This is a genomic window from Agrobacterium sp. 10MFCol1.1 (assembly GCF_000381165.1).
Lineage (GTDB): Bacteria > Pseudomonadota > Alphaproteobacteria > Rhizobiales > Rhizobiaceae > Agrobacterium > Agrobacterium tumefaciens.
On sequence record NZ_KB906072.1, the window covers coordinates 73,118 to 92,231 of the forward strand.

At 60.6% G+C, this 19,114-nt stretch carries 20 protein-coding genes; 11 read left to right on the forward strand and 9 right to left on the reverse strand.

Features of this window, described 5'->3' with window-relative positions:
* Positions 1-54 precede the first annotated feature (54 nt).
* A complete protein-coding gene (locus F617_RS0100385; protein ID WP_019564087.1) occupies positions 55-426 on the forward strand; it encodes a helix-turn-helix domain-containing protein in 372 nt (123 codons plus the stop codon).
* Between the two features lie 103 nt (positions 427-529).
* On the opposite strand, the gene F617_RS0100390 is transcribed toward F617_RS0100385, so the two are convergent.
* Positions 530-961 (reverse strand): Lrp/AsnC family transcriptional regulator, encoded by a 432-nt coding sequence (locus F617_RS0100390; RefSeq protein WP_019564088.1) that lies wholly within the window; start codon positions 959-961, stop codon positions 530-532.
* Between the two features lie 147 nt (positions 962-1,108).
* Between F617_RS0100390 and F617_RS0100395 the strand changes: the two genes are divergently transcribed.
* The gene (locus F617_RS0100395; protein WP_003512083.1) at positions 1,109-2,209 is read left to right on the forward strand and encodes a saccharopine dehydrogenase family protein; all 1,101 of its coding nucleotides are present in this window, start codon (positions 1,109-1,111) and stop codon (positions 2,207-2,209) included.
* Positions 2,210-2,346: 137 nt separating this feature from the next.
* Here F617_RS0100395 and F617_RS0100400 read toward each other — a convergent pair whose 3' ends face one another.
* Positions 2,347-3,807 carry a YdiU family protein gene (locus tag F617_RS0100400; protein WP_026330601.1) on the reverse strand — a complete coding sequence of 487 codons (1,461 nt, stop codon included), beginning with the start codon at positions 3,805-3,807 and terminating at the stop codon, positions 2,347-2,349.
* Between the two features lie 177 nt (positions 3,808-3,984).
* On the opposite strand from F617_RS0100400, the gene F617_RS0100405 reads away from it, so the two are divergent.
* The 3 genes from F617_RS0100405 (at position 3,985) to F617_RS26790 (ending at position 7,068) form a co-directional block, all read left to right on the forward strand.
* Entirely contained in the window at positions 3,985-5,055 is a 1,071-nt protein-coding gene (locus F617_RS0100405) for a sensor histidine kinase (protein WP_245260746.1), read from the forward strand.
* Positions 5,056-5,118: 63 nt separating this feature from the next.
* Positions 5,119-6,837, forward strand: a complete 1,719-nt coding sequence (locus F617_RS0100410) for a glycoside hydrolase family 32 protein (protein ID WP_019564091.1) — start codon at positions 5,119-5,121, stop codon at positions 6,835-6,837.
* A gap of 57 nt (positions 6,838-6,894) precedes the next feature.
* The gene (locus tag F617_RS26790) at positions 6,895-7,068 is read left to right on the forward strand and encodes a hypothetical protein (protein WP_003512077.1); all 174 of its coding nucleotides are present in this window, start codon (positions 6,895-6,897) and stop codon (positions 7,066-7,068) included.
* Between the two features lie 22 nt (positions 7,069-7,090).
* Here the strand turns inward: F617_RS26790 and F617_RS0100420 are convergent, their stop codons facing one another.
* Positions 7,091-8,479: an MFS transporter gene (locus tag F617_RS0100420; RefSeq protein WP_019564092.1), complete on the reverse strand. Its 1,389-nt coding sequence runs from the start codon at positions 8,477-8,479 to the stop codon at positions 7,091-7,093.
* Between the two features lie 175 nt (positions 8,480-8,654).
* Between F617_RS0100420 and F617_RS0100425 the strand changes: the two genes are divergently transcribed.
* Positions 8,655-8,903, forward strand: coding sequence for a hypothetical protein (locus F617_RS0100425; RefSeq protein WP_003512073.1), 249 nt, complete (start codon positions 8,655-8,657; stop codon positions 8,901-8,903).
* 28 nt (positions 8,904-8,931) lie between these two features.
* On the opposite strand, the gene cueR is transcribed toward F617_RS0100425, so the two are convergent.
* The 4 genes from cueR to F617_RS0100445 form a co-directional block, all read right to left on the reverse strand.
* Positions 8,932-9,357, reverse strand: coding sequence for a Cu(I)-responsive transcriptional regulator (gene cueR / locus F617_RS0100430; RefSeq protein ID WP_003512071.1), 426 nt, complete (start codon positions 9,355-9,357; stop codon positions 8,932-8,934).
* 139 nt (positions 9,358-9,496) lie between these two features.
* Positions 9,497-10,105 (reverse strand): class I SAM-dependent methyltransferase, encoded by a 609-nt coding sequence (locus tag F617_RS0100435; protein ID WP_019564093.1) that lies wholly within the window; start codon positions 10,103-10,105, stop codon positions 9,497-9,499.
* Between the two features lie 34 nt (positions 10,106-10,139).
* Positions 10,140-10,961, reverse strand: a complete 822-nt coding sequence (blaOXA, locus tag F617_RS0100440) for a class D beta-lactamase (RefSeq protein WP_019564094.1) — start codon at positions 10,959-10,961, stop codon at positions 10,140-10,142.
* 150 nt (positions 10,962-11,111) lie between these two features.
* Complete coding sequence (locus F617_RS0100445) at positions 11,112-11,591, reverse strand: YcgN family cysteine cluster protein (RefSeq protein WP_019564095.1); 480 nt, start codon at positions 11,589-11,591, stop codon at positions 11,112-11,114.
* A gap of 255 nt (positions 11,592-11,846) precedes the next feature.
* On the opposite strand from F617_RS0100445, the gene F617_RS0100450 reads away from it, so the two are divergent.
* Together F617_RS0100450 and F617_RS0100455 are read left to right on the forward strand one after the other, a co-directional pair.
* Positions 11,847-14,042 (forward strand): transglycosylase domain-containing protein, encoded by a 2,196-nt coding sequence (locus F617_RS0100450; protein ID WP_013635720.1) that lies wholly within the window; start codon positions 11,847-11,849, stop codon positions 14,040-14,042.
* Positions 14,043-14,222: 180 nt separating this feature from the next.
* Positions 14,223-14,681, forward strand: coding sequence for a VOC family protein (locus F617_RS0100455; RefSeq protein WP_019564096.1), 459 nt, complete (start codon positions 14,223-14,225; stop codon positions 14,679-14,681).
* 6 nt (positions 14,682-14,687) lie between these two features.
* Here the strand turns inward: F617_RS0100455 and F617_RS0100460 are convergent, their stop codons facing one another.
* Positions 14,688-15,587: a LysR family transcriptional regulator ArgP gene (locus tag F617_RS0100460; RefSeq protein WP_019564097.1), complete on the reverse strand. Its 900-nt coding sequence runs from the start codon at positions 15,585-15,587 to the stop codon at positions 14,688-14,690.
* Between the two features lie 294 nt (positions 15,588-15,881).
* Here F617_RS0100460 and F617_RS0100465 point away from each other — a divergent pair, with 294 nt between their 5' ends.
* Entirely contained in the window at positions 15,882-16,490 is a 609-nt protein-coding gene (locus tag F617_RS0100465) for a LysE/ArgO family amino acid transporter (RefSeq protein ID WP_003512058.1), read from the forward strand.
* Here F617_RS0100465 and F617_RS0100470 read toward each other — a convergent pair.
* Positions 16,487-17,875, reverse strand: a complete 1,389-nt coding sequence (locus F617_RS0100470; RefSeq protein WP_019564098.1) for a M20 family metallopeptidase — start codon at positions 17,873-17,875, stop codon at positions 16,487-16,489. The two genes, F617_RS0100465 and F617_RS0100470, sit on opposite strands and share 4 nt — an antisense overlap.
* 108 nt (positions 17,876-17,983) lie before the next feature.
* Between F617_RS0100470 and F617_RS0100475 the strand changes: the two genes are divergently transcribed.
* Both F617_RS0100475 and F617_RS0100480 read left to right on the forward strand, forming a co-directional pair.
* Positions 17,984-18,571, forward strand: coding sequence for a DUF1214 domain-containing protein (locus tag F617_RS0100475; RefSeq protein WP_003512054.1), 588 nt, complete (start codon positions 17,984-17,986; stop codon positions 18,569-18,571).
* Positions 18,564-19,112 carry a membrane protein gene (locus tag F617_RS0100480; RefSeq protein WP_019564099.1) on the forward strand — a complete coding sequence of 183 codons (549 nt, stop codon included), beginning with the start codon at positions 18,564-18,566 and terminating at the stop codon, positions 19,110-19,112. Before F617_RS0100475 ends, F617_RS0100480 begins: the two co-directional genes overlap by 8 nt.
* Positions 19,113-19,114: the final 2 nt, after the last annotated feature.

The following is a 19,114-nucleotide window of genomic DNA, read 5'->3' on the forward strand; positions in this document are numbered from 1 at the left end:
TATCTGGTATCCTCAAGGAAACCGACCCGGGCTTTTCAGAGCTGGATGAGACCCATGGAACATGTCTATGACGTTTACGAGGATCGCTGCCCCACACGCATGGTGCTGGACAGGATCGCTGACAAATGGGCGCTGCTGATCCTCGACAAGCTGCGGGTGGACGCGGTGCGCTTCAATCTGCTGCGGCGGGAAATCAAGGGCATTTCGCAGAAGGTTCTGTCTCAGACGCTGAAAAAGCTCGAGCGCGACGGCCTGATTTCGCGGCAGGCCTTTCCGACGGTGCCGGTCACGGTCGAATATTCCCTGACGCCGCTCGGGCGCACGCTGACCGACACGGTTGCGGCACTGGCCCACTGGGCGGAGGGCAACATGGACGCGGTGCTGGCGGCGCAGAAGGCTTATGACGAGAGGGGTGGGTTAGGGTAAGGCAAGCCCCCACCTTCCTGATTTCTGTGCTTGTCAAAGGGATGAGGGAGACGAGAGCATTGCGCGCACTCGTCCGCCTTTCGCCTGCCAAACCCTCCAACGCCTACCGCGAAATCCGCGTGGAAAGAATGATCGACGATAGCGTGCGTTCCACGCCATCCAGCGCGCCGATCCTGTCGATCAACCGGTCAAGGTCGAGAATGGAAGGTGCTGCCAGAATGGCGATCAGGTCAAAAGTGCCGCTGACCGAATGCAGCGTTGTCACCTCCTTGATGGCGGTGAGCGCCGCCGTCACGCCAGGCAGTGCCTTTGGCCCGATGGTGATCAGCACATGGGCGCGCACCAGCCCGGAAAGATAGCTTTCCGAAAGTCTCAGGCCATAACCGGCGATCACCCCTTCGGCCTCGAGCCGCTCGATGCGAGCCTGCACGGTGGTACGCGAAAGGCCGAGTTTGCGGGCCAGTTCCGCCACCGGTATGCGGGCGTTTTCGGAAAGCAGGGCGAGCAGCGCCCGGTCCTTGTCGGCAATCGTCATAATGACCAATCCTGTCGTCTAATTGTCTAATATTAACCCGCTATCCGCACATATTGAAGCTGCGAATCGTCCAAAAAAGCTGGCATTCTGTCTATGAAGCGCATCCGGTGCGCAGAGGCATATAAATTTACTGCGGGGAACAAAAACATGAAAAACATCGTCGTCATCGGCGCGGGCAATATCGGTTCAGCCATCGCCTGGATGCTTGCTGTCACCGGCGATTATCGCATCACGGTTGCCGATCGCTCGGCAGACCAGCTGACGAATGTGCCGGCGCATGAGCGTGTCGACACTGAAATCGTCGACATTGGCGACCGTCCGGCGCTGGAAGCGCTGTTGAAAGGCAAGTTTGCCGTGCTTTCCGCTGCCCCCTTCCACCTGACGGCAGGCATTGCGGAAGCTGCGGTTACAGTCGGCACGCATTATCTCGATCTGACTGAAGACGTCGAATCCACCCGCAAGGTCAAGGCACTGGCGGAAACGGCTGAGACCGCGCTCATTCCCCAATGCGGCCTTGCCCCCGGGTTCATTTCCATCGTCGCCGCAGATCTTGCCGCCCGGTTCGACAAGCTGGACAGCGTGCGCATGCGTGTCGGCGCGCTGCCGCAATATCCGTCCAATGCGCTCAACTACAACCTTACCTGGAGCACGGACGGGCTGATCAACGAGTATATCGAGCCCTGCGAAGCCATCGTCGAAGGCCGCCTCACCGCCGTTCCGGCGCTGGAAGAGCGCGAAGAGTTCTCGCTCGACGGCGTGACTTATGAGGCCTTCAATACCTCGGGCGGCCTCGGCACGCTATGTGCGACGCTGGAAGGCAAGGTGCGGACGATGAATTACCGCACCATCCGTTATCCCGGCCATGTCGCAATCATGAAGGCGCTTTTGAACGACCTCAACCTGCGCAACCGCCGCGATGTGCTGAAGGACCTGTTCGAAAACGCCCTGCCCGGCACCATGCAGGACGTGGTCATTGTCTTCGTCACCGTCTGCGGCACCCGCAACGGCCGTTTCCTGCAGGAAACCTATGCCAACAAGGTCTATGCCGGCCCCGTTTCCGGCCGGATGATGAGCGCAATCCAGATCACCACCGCAGCCGGTATCTGCACCGTTCTCGACCTGCTTGCGGAAGGCGCCCTGCCGCAGAAGGGGTTTGTCCGGCAGGAAGAAGTGGCCCTGCCGAAATTCCTGGAAAACCGGTTTGGAAGATATTACGGCGCGCATGAGCCGCTGGCCCGGGTTGGGTGAGTTAAGGGGAGCAATCGGCCCCGACACTGTCATCCTCGGGCTTGTCCCGAGGATCTAACGTCTCACGAAATCGATAGGTCGCAGATGCTCGGGACAGGCCCGAGCATGACGACGAGCGGCGGAATGCCTCTCCCAAATCACGTCCCGCAAAAGGTCCGAAACACCTTCTCATCGCTCATCGGCGGCTGCATGTAGACGAAATTGTCCGGCCGTTCCTCAAATGGCGTGGCAATCGCCGCCAGCATGGCGTGGAACGGTTCGAAATCGCCGTCTTCCACCGCCGCCTCGATCAGTTCCTCGATGCGGTGGTTGCGGGGAATGATGGCCGGGTTGACGGCGAGCATCGCCCGCGACATCTCGGAGGCAGAAACTTCTTCCCGCCCGGCCCGCTCCTGCCAGCGCGCCAGCCATGCATCCGCCGCCGCGATATCGATGAACATGCCGCGAAACGGCTCGGAATCGCCCTCTACCGCGTGAGAAAGACGCCGGAAGGTCAGCGTATAATCGGCTTCCGATGCCTGCATCAGCGAAAGAAGCGCCTGCACCAGCTCGATATCGCCCTCCTCTTCGCCCGTCAGCCCAAGCTTTTCGCGCATGCCGGCAAGCCAGCGCTTGGGAAACGCGGCGGCGAAATCAGCGAGCACGGCGTTTGCGAGTTCGGCTGCTTTCTCCACTTGAGGGTCAAGCAGCGGCAACAGGCATTCCGCCAGCCTTGCAATGTTCCATTGGGCGATGCCCGGCTGATTGTTGAAGGCGTAGCGCCCCTGTGCGTCGATGGAGGAGAACACCTTGTTCGAATTGTATTCGTCAAGGAAGGCGCATGGACCGAAGTCTATCGTCTCGCCGGAGATCGCCATATTGTCGGTATTCATCACGCCGTGGATGAAGCCAACCATCATCCAGCGGGCGATGAGTTCGCACTGCCTCAGAGCGATGCCCTGCAACAGGGCGAGATAGGGATTGTCCGCGTTTTTCACTTCGGGATAGTGGCGGTCAATCACATAATCCGCGAGATTTCTGATCCCCTCATCATCCTCGCGCGCGGCGAAGAACTGGAAGGTGCCGACCCTGATATGGCTTGCCGCAACACGGGTGAAAACCCCGCCCGGCAGACCCACCTCGCGCTGCACCCTGTCACCGGACAGGACGGCGGCGAGCGCCCTTGTCGCGGGAATGCCAAGCGCGAACATTGCCTCGGAGACGATATATTCGCGTAGCACCGGGCCGAGCGCCGCGCGCCCGTCGCCCCTTCGCGAAAACGGCGTCGGGCCGGAACCCTTCAGCTGGATATCCCGACGTTTGCCGTGTTTGTCGATGACTTCACCGAGAAGAATGGCACGACCATCGCCGAGCTGCGGCACGAAACCGCCGAACTGGTGGCCGGCATAGGCCATCGCCAGCGGCTCGGCCCCTTGCGGTACCACATTGCCGGAAAAGATCGCCGCCAGCCTGTCGTCGTCGAGGCCTGAGACGTCGAGAAGAAGCTCGTCTGCCAGCGCGCGATTGAAGGCGATGAGGCGTGGCGCCTTCACCGGCGTTGGCAAGACGGCGGCGCTGAACCTTTCCGGCAGGCGGGCATAGGAATTGTCGAATGTGATCACGGGTAAACTCCCTGCTTTTACCTGATATGGCCCTTTTTCCGCCCGGTTGCGAGGGGTGAATAGCCACAATTACGGGAAGCCGCAGCGGAGTTCGGAAAAATCAATTTGAACTTCAGGTATATTTGAACATACAAACATCCAATGAATGAGCCGCAATGCAAGCAGGATAAATTCGTGCCAGAGTTCCCCTATGACGACAGTGAAATGGGCGAGGCCATCCGCCGCTTCGACTGGGCGTCGACAAGCACGGGGCCGATAGAGACATGGCCGGTATCACTCAAAACCACCGTGCAGATGATCCTCAAGCAAGGCCATGCAATCTGTCTGTTCTGGGGGCCTGACCTCAACATCGTCTACAACGACGCCTACCGCCCGTTTCTCGGGCTGAAGGAAGAGGGTGCGCTCGGCAAGCCGTTTCACATCATCTGGTCCGATGTCTGGAACGATGTGAAACCCTTCGTTGATCAGGCACTCTCCGGCAAGGGTACGTTCGCCGAGGACATGCATCTCGTCATGGACCGCAACGGCTACCCCGAAGACACCTACTGGACCTTTTCCTACAGCCCGCTTTACGACGACCAGGGCAAGATCGCAGGGCTGATAGACATAGCCGTCGACACGACCGGAGCGGTGCAGAGCCGCAGCCGGGAGGATCTTCTGCGGCGCGAACTCGTCCACCGGGTCAAGAATACGATGGCGATCACCACGGCGGTCGTCAGCGCCACCCTGCGCCATTCGCAGACGCTTGAGGATGCGCGCGACACCATCAAAAGACGTATCGCAGCACTCGGCAACGCCCAGAACCTCATTCATGCTTCGGGAAAGGGTGCCAGCATCTCCGCGCTTGTCCGCGAGTCCGTTTATCCGCATCTCGACGACAAGGCGCGCGTAACGATTTCCGGACCGGACATGGAAATCGCGCCGCAACAGGCCCTGGGCCTGTCTCTGGCCATTTATGAACTGGCCACCAACGCGATGAAATATGGCGCGCTTTCCAACGAGAGCGGCAAAATCGAAATCTTTTGGACGCTGGACGAGGATGACCGCTTCGCACTGCGCTGGCGCGAGACGGACGGACCTGCGGTCAGGACGCCGACGCGTACGGGTTTCGGCTCGCGGCTGACCAACCAGATCGTTGCGGCTTACTTCTCCGGCGAAGGCCGCACCTTCTATCATCCAGACGGGCTGCTGTTCGAGCTGGATGGCAAATACGAGGCTGGCGACGGCGAAACCTCTGGCGGTTGAACTTTCTTTCGTCCCATTCGTTGCGTTTCCTGAACCAAAGTAGCCGCAACGAAAGGAACGGGAATGACCGTCGTTGAAGCCGTAGCCGCCGAGCCGGAAAGCGCAATCCGCATCCTGCACACCGATCTGCCTGTTAACGCCACTTTCCATGTATGGCTGAAGGCGAAAAAACCGGCGGAACCCGGTGCCGTCTCCTTTTCCAATGCGAATGGAAAATTCGCTGAGGTTTCAAGCCTCAACACGGAAGAGTTCGGATTTAGAATCTATCAGGTCTTCGGCGGCGGCCATGTGGAACTGAGCTACGATACTGTCACGACCGCCGTTTCCGTCATCTACTGGTTCACCGCCGCCGACGTGCTGGAAACCGGCATAACCGTCGTCCATACCAAGCCGGACAATGCCGCACCGGAACTGCCTGACAGCTACCACTTCCGCCCGCCCTTCGGCTGGATGAACGATCCGAACGGCTTTGGCCGGTTCGAAGGACGGCCGCATCTGTTCTATCAGCATTATTCACACGGGCTGCGCTGGAACACCATGCATTGGGGCCACGCGGTTTCCTCCGATTACCTGCGCTGGAGGCATCTGCCGATCTTCCTCTTCCCTTCCGAGGACCTGACGACGCGGCCGGACAAGCGCGGCGGCGCTTATTCCGGCTCGACAATTCCTTTGGTCGAAGGTTCGGGCATCCGCGTGTTCTTCACCGAGCAGGTGCAGGATCGCATTCCCGAACAGCAGATCCAGCTCACCGCCACTTCTTCCGATCTCATCATGGCCGGACAGGCCGAAGTCATTCTCGGCCATCGCCCGGACGGACAGGGGCTGACGCCGGATTTCCGCGATCCTTACGTCTTTCGCGGCCCGGATGGACTTTGGAAAATGCTGCTCGGAAGTCAGAGCGACGGTGGCGGCGTCATCCTGCTTTACGAGACGCTGGACCCGACGGCGGCGTCAGGCTGGACCTATGTGGGCAAGCTTTGGGTGGAAACGCGCTACAAGACCACTGCCATTGAATGCCCCTGCCTTCTGCCGCTCGACGGCCCGGCCAATGCCCGATCCACGCGCTGGGTTCTGGTCTATGGGTTGATGCATTCCGAAGACCCTGAAACCGGCCGCAAGAACCTGACTATGGCCGATGTCGGCTGGTTCGACGGCAAGATTTTCACCAAGGAATTCGGGCAGGAGCTGGATTTCGGCACCGACAATTACGCCTTCCAGGCGTTTCTGGATGGCGACAGCATCATCGGCATCGGCTGGCTCGCCAATTGGGCGGATGCCAATCCGGAGATCGATTTCCCGACATCCATGACGCTGCCTCGCCGAATCCACTATTCGAACGGCGAGCTACTGACCCCGCCCATCGGTGCGACGGAAAGCCTGCGAAGCCATATTGTCGATCGCACGCGGCTGGCGGCCGGGGAGCGCGTCACCTTCATCAACGGTGCAGTGGAGATGCTAATCGAGCTTGCCTCGCCCGGCACACCGTTCGAGTTGGTGCTCGATCATCCCGTGGTCACACTGGGCCTCATCGCCGATGAAACGGGCCTGTGGATCCGCCATGATGACGGGCGCGATGGCCCCTCGCCGCACTATATCGCCAGAGGGGCAAGGGCCTCGCACATCCGCGTCTTTCTGGACTACGGATCCATCGAAGTGTTCGCCAACCGGGGCCGGTATGTGGGCACAAAACGCATAGAGGGTTTCGAGCCCGTGCGTTCAGCGCTCCTCAAGGCAGCGCCGGGGGCTGTAGTGCACGCCACCAGCTGGGCGCTGCGTCCGTGAGGAACCTTTTGGCGGATCTGCTGTTGATAAGCAGCAACCGCTCAAAGGAGAAACGGCATGACAAAAATCAGCGATTCCCGCGATCCCATCCTGTTTCCGACAGAGGCCAACGAAAACAAGACCGAGAAAAAACGCGCGGGCAAGGGTGTCGTCATCATTATTGGCGCAGTCGCGATCATGGCTTTCGTGGTGTATCTGGCGGCGATCACCATCGCCACCACGCAGTCTTAACGGCACACACGCCGCAGAGGCGTCAGCGCTGTCCGCTTCGCAAGCCGCGGGTTGTCAGGATCGCCAGAAGCGAGACGATGACACCCAGCCCATAGAGATAGAGCATCGGCATCGTCACATCCGCACGATCGATCTGCAGAACGAGATCGCTCGCGGCAGCGACGGTACCGCTTGCGCCCGCACCGGCCGCGGCACCCAGCGTCGCGACCGTAGGCAGCAGCGCGCCCGTCATCTTGCGCTCCTCTTCCGGCGCGGCTTCCATGGCCGCCTGGCTGATGCCTGCCCAGGACATGCCGAAAGCTGAACCGATCAATATCTGCCCGATCAGCATTTCCGGCCAGTTCCCCGTCGCCAGCCCAAGCCCGAGCAGCGCACAGCCCGGCACCATCTGGTAGGGTCCGTAATGCAGGCAAAGCTGCCGCAGGCGGCCCGAACGCAGGCTGCCGATCAGCATTGCCACGAAGCTCCAGGCAAGCGGCATCGTCACGACGATAAAACCGGCGAAGGTCGGCTCATGGTGCCAGAGATTGATGGCGACATAAGCGAGATAGACGCTGCCGAGTGCATGGGCATAGGACATCAGGAACAGCACCCAGAAACCGCTGCCAAGTACCGTTTTCAACCGGAAGGAATCCCTGGGGAACAGGCCGGTGGAAGGCCGGATGCCCGCCTTCAGCGACGCCCACAACAGTGCCGCACCAACCAGCAGCGACATGATGCGCAGACCGGCATCCTCAAAGGCGGAGGGTGCGGAGAAAGCCAATGCGCCAACGAGGCAAAGCAGCAGCGGCACCATCGGCTTGCGCGAGGTCGCGACCGACCGTTCCGCCGAGACCGCAATCGCCGTATAGGCCAGCAGCAGCACGATCAGCGGCGCAGACAACAGGAATGTGGCGCGCCAGGAGATGTGCTCCGTGGCAAACCCGCCGGTGAGCGGCCCGACGAAGGACGCCACCGCCCAGATGGCCGCCTCGATGGCAAAGACCTTCGGCAGTAGAGCCGAGCGAAAGCCGGCAGGTATGAGGCTGTAACACACCGCCACGATCAGGCCATCGGCAAGTCCCTGCAACGCCCGGCCGATGACGACCCATAAAAAGCTGTCGGCGAGTGCCGACATGACGGAGCCGAAGGAAAAGATAAGGCAGCACAGGAATAGAACGCTGCGTGCGCCAAAACGCTCGCGAAACAGAACGGCGGTGACACCGCCTGCCACGGAACCGACGAAATAGAGGCTGTAGGCCCAGCTATAGAAGGCCGCGCCGCCAATCTCGCGCACCGCGACCGGCAGGGCCGTGACTACTGCAAACTGGTTGAAGGCATGCAGGCCGATACCGGAGGAAATGACGGTCAGAAGCGAGAGGTTCGCCCCACCAAGCAATTCCGACCAGCTATTTTTCTCCGTCATTTCCATACTCGTCAAAGCCGTATCCTTTCCATTCTTGCGATACGGCGGGCAAACTAGAACCTCAAGCACCATTGAGGTCAAGGCGCCTTTTCACCTATTCCGCTCGAGCGAACTTGCAGGCATCAGGAACCCTCTGCCTCCCCGGTCGTTTGCGCAATTACCAGACAGAAAGGATACCACCATGGACCGCAAGAAAATCACACCTCTCAACGAAGACGCCATGGACGAGGAACTGCTCGATCTCGATATCGACGCCCTTCCGGCAAAGGGAGAAATTCCGCAGTCCATCGAACATGAAATCGAGGAAGAAGAGGCCGAGAGCGAGGACGACCCTTATCAGGAAAGCGACGAGGCCCTTCCCGATGACGCGGAAGAGCGCGTGATCGACCGCAATCCCTCGCGCGAAGGCGGTGCGTTCGACGAGGTTTAGGGACTGGCGGCGGGGCGGGATGCGGCCGTCAGTGGGCCTTCGCAGGCTTGTGGGCGGCCTTTTCGACGCCTGCCGCTAGATCATCGAGGATCGGGCAATCCGGCCGGTGGTCGCCGCCGCAGCAATGGGCAAGGTGGGACAGCGTCTTCACCATGCCCTTCATCTCGGCAATCTTCTGCTCGAGATCGGCGATATGGCCGAGCGCAATGTCCTTCACCGCCGAACTCTCGCGGCTCTTGTCCTGCCAGAGTTTCAGGAGCGTTTCGGTCTCCTCCAGCGAGAAGCCAAGCGTGCGCGCCCGCTTGATAAAGCGGAGATTATGCACGTCCTGCTCGCCATAGACCCGGTAGTTGTTGCCGGTGCGGGCGGCGGGGGTGATGAGGCCGATCTGTTCGTAATAACGGATCATCTTGGCGGAAACGCCGGATGCATCCGAAGCCTGTCCGATATTCATAATGCCACTTCCCTCGGGGCGACTTTCGCCAGTTTATGGCTACTATGTAAGGATTCCCATCATGGGAAGGTCAAGGGATAAGGACATTTTTTATCGCACGCACAATCGTGAGTGCCTGGCAGGGCTCTGAATTCGATGGTTACGCCGCCACACGTCTGGCGAGATAAATCGTCGCCCCACCGCAATCGGGATCGTTGACGATGTGGTCGAGAAGTCGAAACCCGTGCGCGGCAAGCAGGCTTTCATATTCTTCGCGAGCGAGGCTGGCATGGTAAAGCGGCTTTCCCTGAAGGGTCCCCGTCGCTTCCCCGTGTCCCGGCCCGGCCGTGAACATCAGTGCGGCGCCGTCATTGGCGTGCTGCCGGAAAATACCGAACATGCGGCGCTGATCGTCGGCCTTCAGATGGAAAAAACTATGCCAGGCAATCAACCCGTCGAAGCGGCAACTCAACACGAGTTCACGCATATCGGCGACCACCCAGCGCTTTTCCGGAAATCTGGTGCGGCAAATTTCTATCAGGGGATATGACGTATCGATGCCGGTCACGTCATATCCGTTGCCGATGAAGTAGCCGGCGATCGGCTCGCCTGAACCGCAGCCGATATCGAGGATGGATCCGCCCTGCGGCAAAAGCGACGTGAACCGATCCAGCCAGGGTTTTTCGGCAAGGGAGCGACCGCGCAGCCTGTCGAAATCGGCCCCATGGTCGGTGTAGAGCTTGATCACATCGTTGGAGGCGTCCGCCATGTCCGCTTTTCCTTGGGGCTGGCCAGCCGTGTAATCATCTGTGCACCGCCAGCCGGGCAATATCGCGCAGGAAGGCGTCGCGAACTGCGGGGCCGAGCGGTTCACTCGACGGCTTGTCGGCAACGCGAAGCCTTGCGAAGACGATGTGCTGGCCTTCGCGCTCCGCCCAGCCAACGAACCAGCCGAAGGGGCGGCTTCGGTCGGGGTTGCCTTTTTCGTCGCGCATGAAGCCCGTGCCGGTCTTGCCGTGCACGCTCCAGCTCTCCGGCGCATCGAACACCGGCACGATCGCCCGCGTCTTTGCCTGCGCGTCGCGCGAAACCGGCAGATTTCCGGCCAGAAGGCGGCGGATGAAGCCCACCTGCTCGACCGGGGAAACGGTCAGGGAAGCGCCGAGCCAGGAATGGGTGAGACCGTTATTCTTGCCGGGCTCACCCGAGACATCGGCATTGCCGTAACCCAGACGTTTGACATAGGCGGCGAATTTTTCCGGGCCGAGGCGGCGGGTGAGTTCGCGCGAATACCACAGCACCGAATCCTGCTCCCATATGGTCGGATCAACCGTCTTGCGGTCTTGCGCGCGGGCTTCCGTGCCGGGTTTCCAGTCCCATGCGGGGGTCTTGTTATCCAGCAGGATGCCGGCGTCATAACCGATCAGAGCCAACGGCACCTTGAAGGTGGAGGCCGGCGCCACGCGCTGATCGCAGGCGCCCTGCTGGTTGATGACAGCGCCGGTCTCGATGGAGGTGACCAGCGTGCATTCAAAAGCCTGCGATTGCTGGGCGGAGGCGGAAAGCGGCAGAATACCCTGAAGGGCAATGCACGAAAGAACGATGGCGGGCAGCCGATAGCGCATGCGTTTTGATGTCCCTCGTCCGCATTCTGCGGATCATATGCCGGAATGGATGAACGGCGGCCCTTGTTTCAGGCATGCCGTTATTCCGAAACATGCCTTAAGAAAACGATGGGGCAGGAATAGGACCAACACGAAAATTGGCGACTTCCGTCAGCTATTCTCTTTTTCGCCCGCCGTCTCACCCACTGTGAGCGGCCAGTCCACCACATAATCCTCGAAATCGTCAACCTCCACATCCAGCTCGTTGACGGTGCGGCCGCGCGCGGAAATGCCGGCCTGATGCACCGTGTTCACGTCGCCGGAGACGAGATAGTGCCACCAGTACAGATCCTTGCCATCGCGCACCAGCGCGTAGGCACAGGTGGGCGGCAGCCAGCCGATTTCGTGCACCTTTTTCAAATCCAGCTGGATACAGTCCGGCACGGTTGCGCGGCGGTTCTCATAGTCGGAGCACCGACAGCTTTCACCGTCAAGCAGCTGACAGCGGACCGACGTGAACACCACTTCGCCGGTGTCCCAATCTTCCAGCTTGTTCAGACAGCACAGGCCGCAGCCGTCGCACAGGCTTTCCCATTCCTGGCCACTCATCTCTTCCAGTGATTTGGTTTTCCAGAACGGCGCGTCATTCATCGTTAACATTTCCGTTCCATTTTGATCTCTTGGAGGGCAAGGTTTAACCGATCCCTAATCCTTAATATCGTATCGCCAAGGGCTGGTTTGTACGATATTTTAGCATTTTGGCGAGTGGCAAAGGGTCATTGACCCGCGAGAGGCCGCCGCGTCAAGCAATTCCAGCAGAACCATGTCATGGTTTTGCGTCCGGAATTGGATGAAGCGCAGAAACATCGACAATCCGCGTTGCGTTGAACAGGAAAACATCGCCAGGTGCAGGAAGAAAAAGACGATAAAAACGGTCGCAAAAAGCGGCACATCCTGCTGAGAATCGATAGCTTTATCGACTCCGGCCTGTGGACGGCTGCGGCAAGGCTGGTGGATTTCTGGGAAGACGTCACCATTGCCTCGCGCAAACTGCATGTGCGCGGCTGGAAGAAGCTTCTCGTCAACCTGACATGCGACGCGCTGACTTTCGGAACGGCCGGCTGTGTCGTTCTTCTGGCGCTTGCCATGCCCGCCTTCGAGGAGACCAAGAAGGACTGGCGTTATCGCGGTGATTTTGCCGTGACCTTCCTTGACCGTTACGGCAACACCATCGGCCATCGCGGCATCATCCATGAGGATTCCGTCCCGATCGACCAGATGCCGGATCATTTCATCAAGGCGGTTCTGGCCACCGAAGACAGGCGCTTCTTCGACCATTTCGGCATCGATTTCATTGGCCTTGCACGCGCCATGAGCGAGAATGCCCGCGCCGGCGGCGTGGTGCAGGGCGGCTCGACGCTGACGCAGCAGCTTGCCAAGAACCTGTTCCTTACCAATGAGCGCTCGCTGGAGCGCAAGATCAAGGAAGCCTTCCTCGCCCTGTGGCTCGAGGCCAACATGTCGAAGAAGGAAATCCTCAGCCTTTATCTCGACCGCGCCTATATGGGCGGCGGCACGTTCGGGGCGGCAGCGGCGGCGCAATTTTACTTCGGCAAGAACCTGACCGATGTCACGCTTGCCGAATCCGCCATCCTCGCCGGCCTGTTCAAGGCGCCGGCCAAATACGCACCGCATGTCAACCTGCCCGCCGCACGTGCGCGCGCCAACACCGTGCTTTCCAACCTGGTGCAGAGCGGGCTGATGACCGAGGGTCAGGTGATCGGCGCGCGGCGCAATCCGGCCACCGTCATTGACCGCGCCGATGTGAAGGCCCCGGATTATTTCCTCGACTGGGCGTTTGACGAGGTACAGCGGCTGGCGGCGCAGGGCAGGTTCAAGGACCATACCGTCGTCGTGCGCACCACCATCGATACCGGGCTGCAACAGGCAGCCGAGCAGGCGATGGAAATGGAGCTGCGCGAGTATGGCGAGGGCTACCGCGTCAAGCAGGGCGCGATGGTGATGATCGAAAACGGCGGCGCGTTGCGCGCCATGGTCGGCGGGCGTGACTACGGCGAAAGCCAGTTCAACCGCGCAACGGCGGCGCTGCGCCAGCCGGGATCCTCCTTCAAGGTCTATACCTACTCGGCCGCCATGGAAAAGGGCATGAAGCCGGAGACGCTGATTTCCGACGCGCCCGTGACCTGGCGCGGCTGGTCGCCGCAGAATTATGGCCGCTCCTACGCCGGCAAGGTGACGTTGCAGGTGGCGCTTGCCAAATCCTACAACACCGTGCCGGTGCGTCTCGCCAAAGACGTGCTCGGCACGCAGGTGATCGTCGACACCGCCAAGGCGATGGGCGTCGCCACGCCGCTGCGCAGCGACAAGACCATTCCGCTCGGCACATCGGAACTGACGGTTCTCGATCAGGCGACGGCCTATGCCGTGTTCCCGGCCGATGGCATGCAATCGCGCCGCCACGGCATCGAGCAGGTGCTGGATTACGAGGGCAAGGTTCTCTACGATTTCGGCCGTGACGAGGAACCCGCCAAGCGGGTGCTTTCCGAAGAGGCCAATTCGAAGATGAACCAGATGCTTGTCACCATTCCCGTGATGGGAACGGCCCGGCGCGGCGCGCTTGAAAACGGCATCGTTTCCGGCGGCAAGACCGGCACGTCGCAGGCTTACCGCGACGCCTGGTATGTGGGCTTCACCGGCAATTACACCACGGCGGTCTGGTTCGGAAACGACGATTTCACGCCGATGAACAACATGACCGGCGGCGCGCTTCCCGCCATGACCTTCAAGCGGCTTATGGACTACGCCCATCAAGGCATGGAGCTGCGCCCCATTCCCGGCATCCAGAACCCGCTGCCGACAGGCGCGCGCCCGCAGCCTTCGGCCCAGGTCGCTGCCGCATCCGCCACCGCTGCACCTGCCATGCCGGCACTCACCCGCCCACGCTCGCTCTCAGCCGAAGCAACCCGCGTCATCCGTTCCATCGCCAAGAAGATGAAGGAAGCCGCGCCTTTGACCGTCACGACGCAAAAGGTTGCGGATGCGTCGTTGCGGGATGGCCCGGGGGATGCGGCCCGGCGGTGACGGCTTGGCAACCTTGGCTCATAATGCTGAAGGCGTTTTTCCCTCCAGATTGCTGCCTGCACTCGGCTTTAGAAAAATCCATATTTGGTGCTTGACCTCAATCATGGTTGAGGTTGCACAGTCCGATTGCAAGAAAGCGAATGCCCGAAAGGCGCAGCGCTAGGCAATTGAGGACAGGAAATGGTGAAAGTAAAAGCATTGTTCGAGACGCATTTGACGGTTTCGAACCTGGAACGCTCGGTTGAGTTTTATCGTAATGTTGTCGGTCTGGAGCTGGCACAACGATTCCCTGAACGGAATGTGGCGTTCTTCTGGACCGGCGAACGTGGGCATTCGATGCTTGGCCTATGGTCCATCCAGTCCGCACCCATCAATATGAGACTGCACATCGCCTTCAGCGTCGATTTTGATCAGCTTCTCGCCGCACCGGACTATCTCCGCCGGAACGGCGTAACGCCGCTCGGTTTTGACGGCGAAAAGGAGATCGACGAGCCCGTCGTCTTTCCATGGATGCCGGCAGCCAGCGTCTATTTCAAAGATCCCGACGGCCACTCGCTGGAATATATCGCGTTTCTTGGCGGCGAAGCAAAACCGCAGATTCCGCGCGTGTTGAACTGGAGCGAATGGCAGACTATTTGATCTGCCTCAGGAAAGAAGCGCCGCCCGTGCTGTTTCCACCACATGGGCGGTGAGCGTGCCGAGGCGTTCAGCGGCGAGCCGATTGACCTGCCAGTAAAGCGGGATATCGAGCGGCGTGCCGGGAACGATTTCCACAAGCCGCCCCGCCTCAAGGTGCTCTCCCACCAGCTGCACCGGGTTGAGGCCCCAGCCCATGCCGGCAAGACTTGCCTTCACGAAACCGTCGGTCGAGGGCAGCCAGTGGGTGGGATAGGATATATCCTCACCCAGCGCTTTTTTGATCCAGCTGGCCTGCAGCCTGTCCTTCTGGTTGAAGGTAAGCCCCGGCGCGCGGGCAAGCGTGGCAGGCGTGACGCCATCGGAGAAATGGCGCGCCATGAAAGCCGGGCTGGCGGTGGCGTGATATCTGAGCACACCGAGAGCCAAGACCCGGCAGCCCTGCACAGGCTTGGCATGGGCGGTGACGGCGGCGAGCACCCTGCCCCCGCGCAGCCATTCCACCGTATGGTCCTGATCGTCCACCGCAATATTGACGAGATAGTCGCTGCCACCGGTGAATTTCGAAACCGCGTCGAGGAACCATGTGCCGAGACTATCGGCATTGGTGGCAATGTTGAGTGTGACACGATCCGCCGCCGCGCCCGCTTCCGAAAGAACCGGAAGTTGCCGGAACAGTTCGGTTTCCAGCATGCCGACATGGTCCATGTGCCGGCAAAGCCATTCGCCCTTTTCCGTCGCCACGCAAGGATTACCGCGCACGATCAGCACCACGCCGAGGCGCTCCTCCAGCTGCTTGATACGCTGGGAAACGGCCGAGGGCGTGACACACAGCACCTGTGCCGCCTTCTCAAAGCTGCCGGTCTGGGCCACGAGCGCTACGGCGCGCATGGAAGGATAGTCCAGCATCAAAGGCCTCCTTGTAAAGGTTGATATGGGCGTGTTGGGCGGGAAGCGTCCGGGCAGTAGCAGTAGCACTCTCCTCTTCCCTCATTCCTGTCCTTGTCACAGGAAAAAGGGTCAGGCGAGGTGCCCGCACATGAAATCGCCCTGTCGCATAGTTTTTGCCCGTCATTAGTTTTACTTACTTGAACTGAGTTTGTTTAATTTGATTAAACCATGGGAGGGAAATATCAAAGCACTCGGTCTGGAAGCGGTGGCATCATCCATCTGCACAGGCAGAGAAAAAAGGCAGCAGCCAGCATGGACATTCAGATCTTCTTCACCGGCCTGACGATGGGTCTCAGCCTCATCGTTGCCATCGGCGCGCAGAATGCTTTCGTTCTGAAGCAGGGGCTGGCGCGCTCCCATGTCTTTGCCGTCTGTGCCACCTGCGCGATTTCCGATGCGCTGCTGATCACCGTCGGCGTCTTCGGTTTTCAGCGGATAAGCGCCGTCATGCCGGCGCTCGATCCCATCATGCGGTATGCCGGTGCGGCGTTTCTCATCTGGTATGGCGCGAAAAGCCTACATTCGGCCCTGCGTTCGTCGGAGGTGCTTTCGGTGGCGGAAAGGCGGGAGGCGAGCCTGTGGCAGACGCTTGCCATTTGCCTGGCGCTGACCTTTCTCAACCCGCATGTCTATCTCGATACCGTCGTGTTGCTCGGCACCATCTCCACGCAATTTCCCGGCTTTGAAAAAACCTTCGCGGCGGGTGCCGCCACCGGCTCCCTGCTGTTCTTCTTTTCGCTGGGTTACGGCGCGCGCTGGCTGCGCCCGATCTTCGAAAAGCCGTCCGCCTGGCGCATCCTCGAAGGGGTTATCGCCTTCACCATGTGGGCCATCGCCTTCAAGCTGGTCATGGGCGCTTAAAGCGGAGGGGTTTCTCCCTCTCCGAGGTCCCAGTAAAGCCCGGCCATGATGGCAAGCGCCTCGCGGGCAATCTCTTTCGGCAGATGTTCGTTCGGCGCATGCTGCGAGCAGCCGGGATAAGAATGCGGCACCCAGATGGTGCGCAGTTTCAGTATATCGGCAAAGATATCGTTGGGCAGCGAGCCACCCAGATTGGGAAGAAGTGCCGGTTTCTTGCCCGTCGTGCGGGCCATGGAACTCAGAGTGAAGCCGACCCATGGATCCTGCGGATCAAGCCGCGTGGCGCGAAAAATCTCGTCGCCGGCGGGTACGATCCGCACCATGCTGAATCCCTGCCGGTCGAGATGGCGGCGGATGGCGGGCAGCACCGCTTCCGGATCGATGCCGACAACGAAGCGCAATTGCAGCCGCGCCCATGCCCGTGGCGGAATGGCATTGACCGGCGCGCGCGGATTGCCGGTCTCGAAGGCCAGCACCTCCAGCGCACACCAGCCGAACACACGCTCGGCGGTGGAAAGGCCGGGCTCGCCCCAGTCAGGATCGATTTTCGGACCATCCGGGCCGCCATCGATCTCGCAATCGGCAAGCGCGTCACGCACGGCCTGCGGCAGTTCTTCGGGCACCAGTTCGGGCACGCGGATCTGCCCGGATGGGCCAACGAGGCTTGCCATGGCGTGCGCCAGCTGCACGCCGGGATTGGACAGCGCCCCGCCCCAATTGCCGGAATGATGGCCGCCTTCCCGCGCCTCGATCACCAGATCGAAGGTAATGCCGCCGCGCGCACCGAGAAAAACGGTCGGCCGCTCCGCATTCAGGCGCGGGCCGTCGGAGGCGATCAGAAGATCGGCTTTCAGCCGCTCGCTATAGTCCCGGCAAACTTCCCTCAAGCCGGGAGAGCCCCTCTCCTCGCCCATCTCGATCAGATATTTGGCGTTGAACCCAAGTCTTCCACGCGTCTCCAGCACCGCTTTCAGCGCCGCCATGTTGACCGAATGCTGCCCCTTGTTGTCGGCGGTGCCGCGCCCGTACCACCTTCCATTGCGCTCGGACATCACGAAAGGCGAAAGGCCTTCTGCCCAGCCGTCATCAAGACCACGCACCACATCGCCGTGGCCATAACCCAGCACGGTCGGCAGATTTTCACCCTCGAAACGTTCGGCGATCAGAAACGGCAAATCCGCCGCCGGGTCGCGCAGGATCGTGCAGGAAAACCCCATGGCGGTGAAAGCGGGCTGCATTTCGCGCTCCAGATAGAGCGCCAGCTCGGCACCGCGCGCCTCATCCTGGCTTTCGGTGCGCAGCGAAACGCGCCGCGCCAAGTCCTGCTCGAACCTGCCATCGTCGAAAAAGCGGGTGGCGTGGTCGATGGCGGCTTGTCGCGACATGGTGGAATCCCTCTTCTGGTCATTTCCATCAAGACTAAACAAGGCGTACCATTTTCCAAACAGGGAATCAGTGATAGTCCTCGACCTGTTCAAAAACGGGAAAACAGCGTGTTTCGAGTTCCATTCCTTGTCGGCATCGCCCTATTGATCGCCTTTGGCGGCGGCATTGCCGCGACGCTGGCAGCACTTGAGGCGACATCCGGCTTCGGCTCGATCCGCATCGGCTCATGGGATGCCTTTCCGGAAGCGCAGACGATCGAGGCCGATCCCTACGCCAAGTCGCACCGCGCCGATGCCGGCAAGCTGCTTTATGGAACGGCCGAGGGGCTGGCCTTCACCGCCTCCGTCGACAGCGACGGCCAGCGCCTGACCGGCGAATGCCGTTACCAGCTGGCGGGCGCCGTGCCGCCCTCGCGGTTCTGGACGCTCTATACCGCCGACCAGCAGGGCAATGTTCTGGCGGAAGATGCCGGACGACCGTTTGCGCTCAATTCGCGCACGCTGCTGCGCAGCGCCGATGGCGGCATCGACATCACCATTGCACCCGATGCCCAGACCTATAACTGGCTGGCCGTGCCGCAGGGGCAGACATTCAAGCTGGTCATGACGCTGCTCGACACGCCGGTTGCCGGCAGTTCCGGCCTTATAGACATCGCCATGCCGCAAATCCGCAAGCTGGGGTGTGGCAATGCTTAGGACCCTGCTCGCCATCCTCACCGGCCTTGTCGCCGCCGCCGTGCTGCATGTCGTCATTCTTCTGGCGATACCGCATTTCAGCAATCGCGACGCCTATACCCGCGCCTTGGCGGAAGGTAAGCCGCATCAGTTTCATCTTCTCGAAGAAACGACGGAGAAAAAGACACTGGGAAGCGGCGATCCCTTCATGCGGGTTGCCGTCTGCACCTTCAATATCGAGGAAAAGCCCGTCAGGCTGACGGCCATCGGCGCGGTGCCCTTCTGGTCGGTCGCGGTTTACGACAAGGCGTCGAACGAGGTGTTCAGCATGAACGACCGCACGTCCGCAGGCGGGGTGATGGATATTCTGGTGGCGGATTCGGTGCAGATCGCGGCCATTCGCAAGGCGCAGCCGCCATCCCTCTCACAGGCCATTCTGGCGGAATCGGATCAGACGGAAGGGTATGTGGTGTTGCGGACCATGGTGCCGCAGCCGAGCTTCGGGGAAGAAGCGCAACGGTTCCTGAACGAGGCGAAATGCCAGCCGACACCGTGGAAATAGCG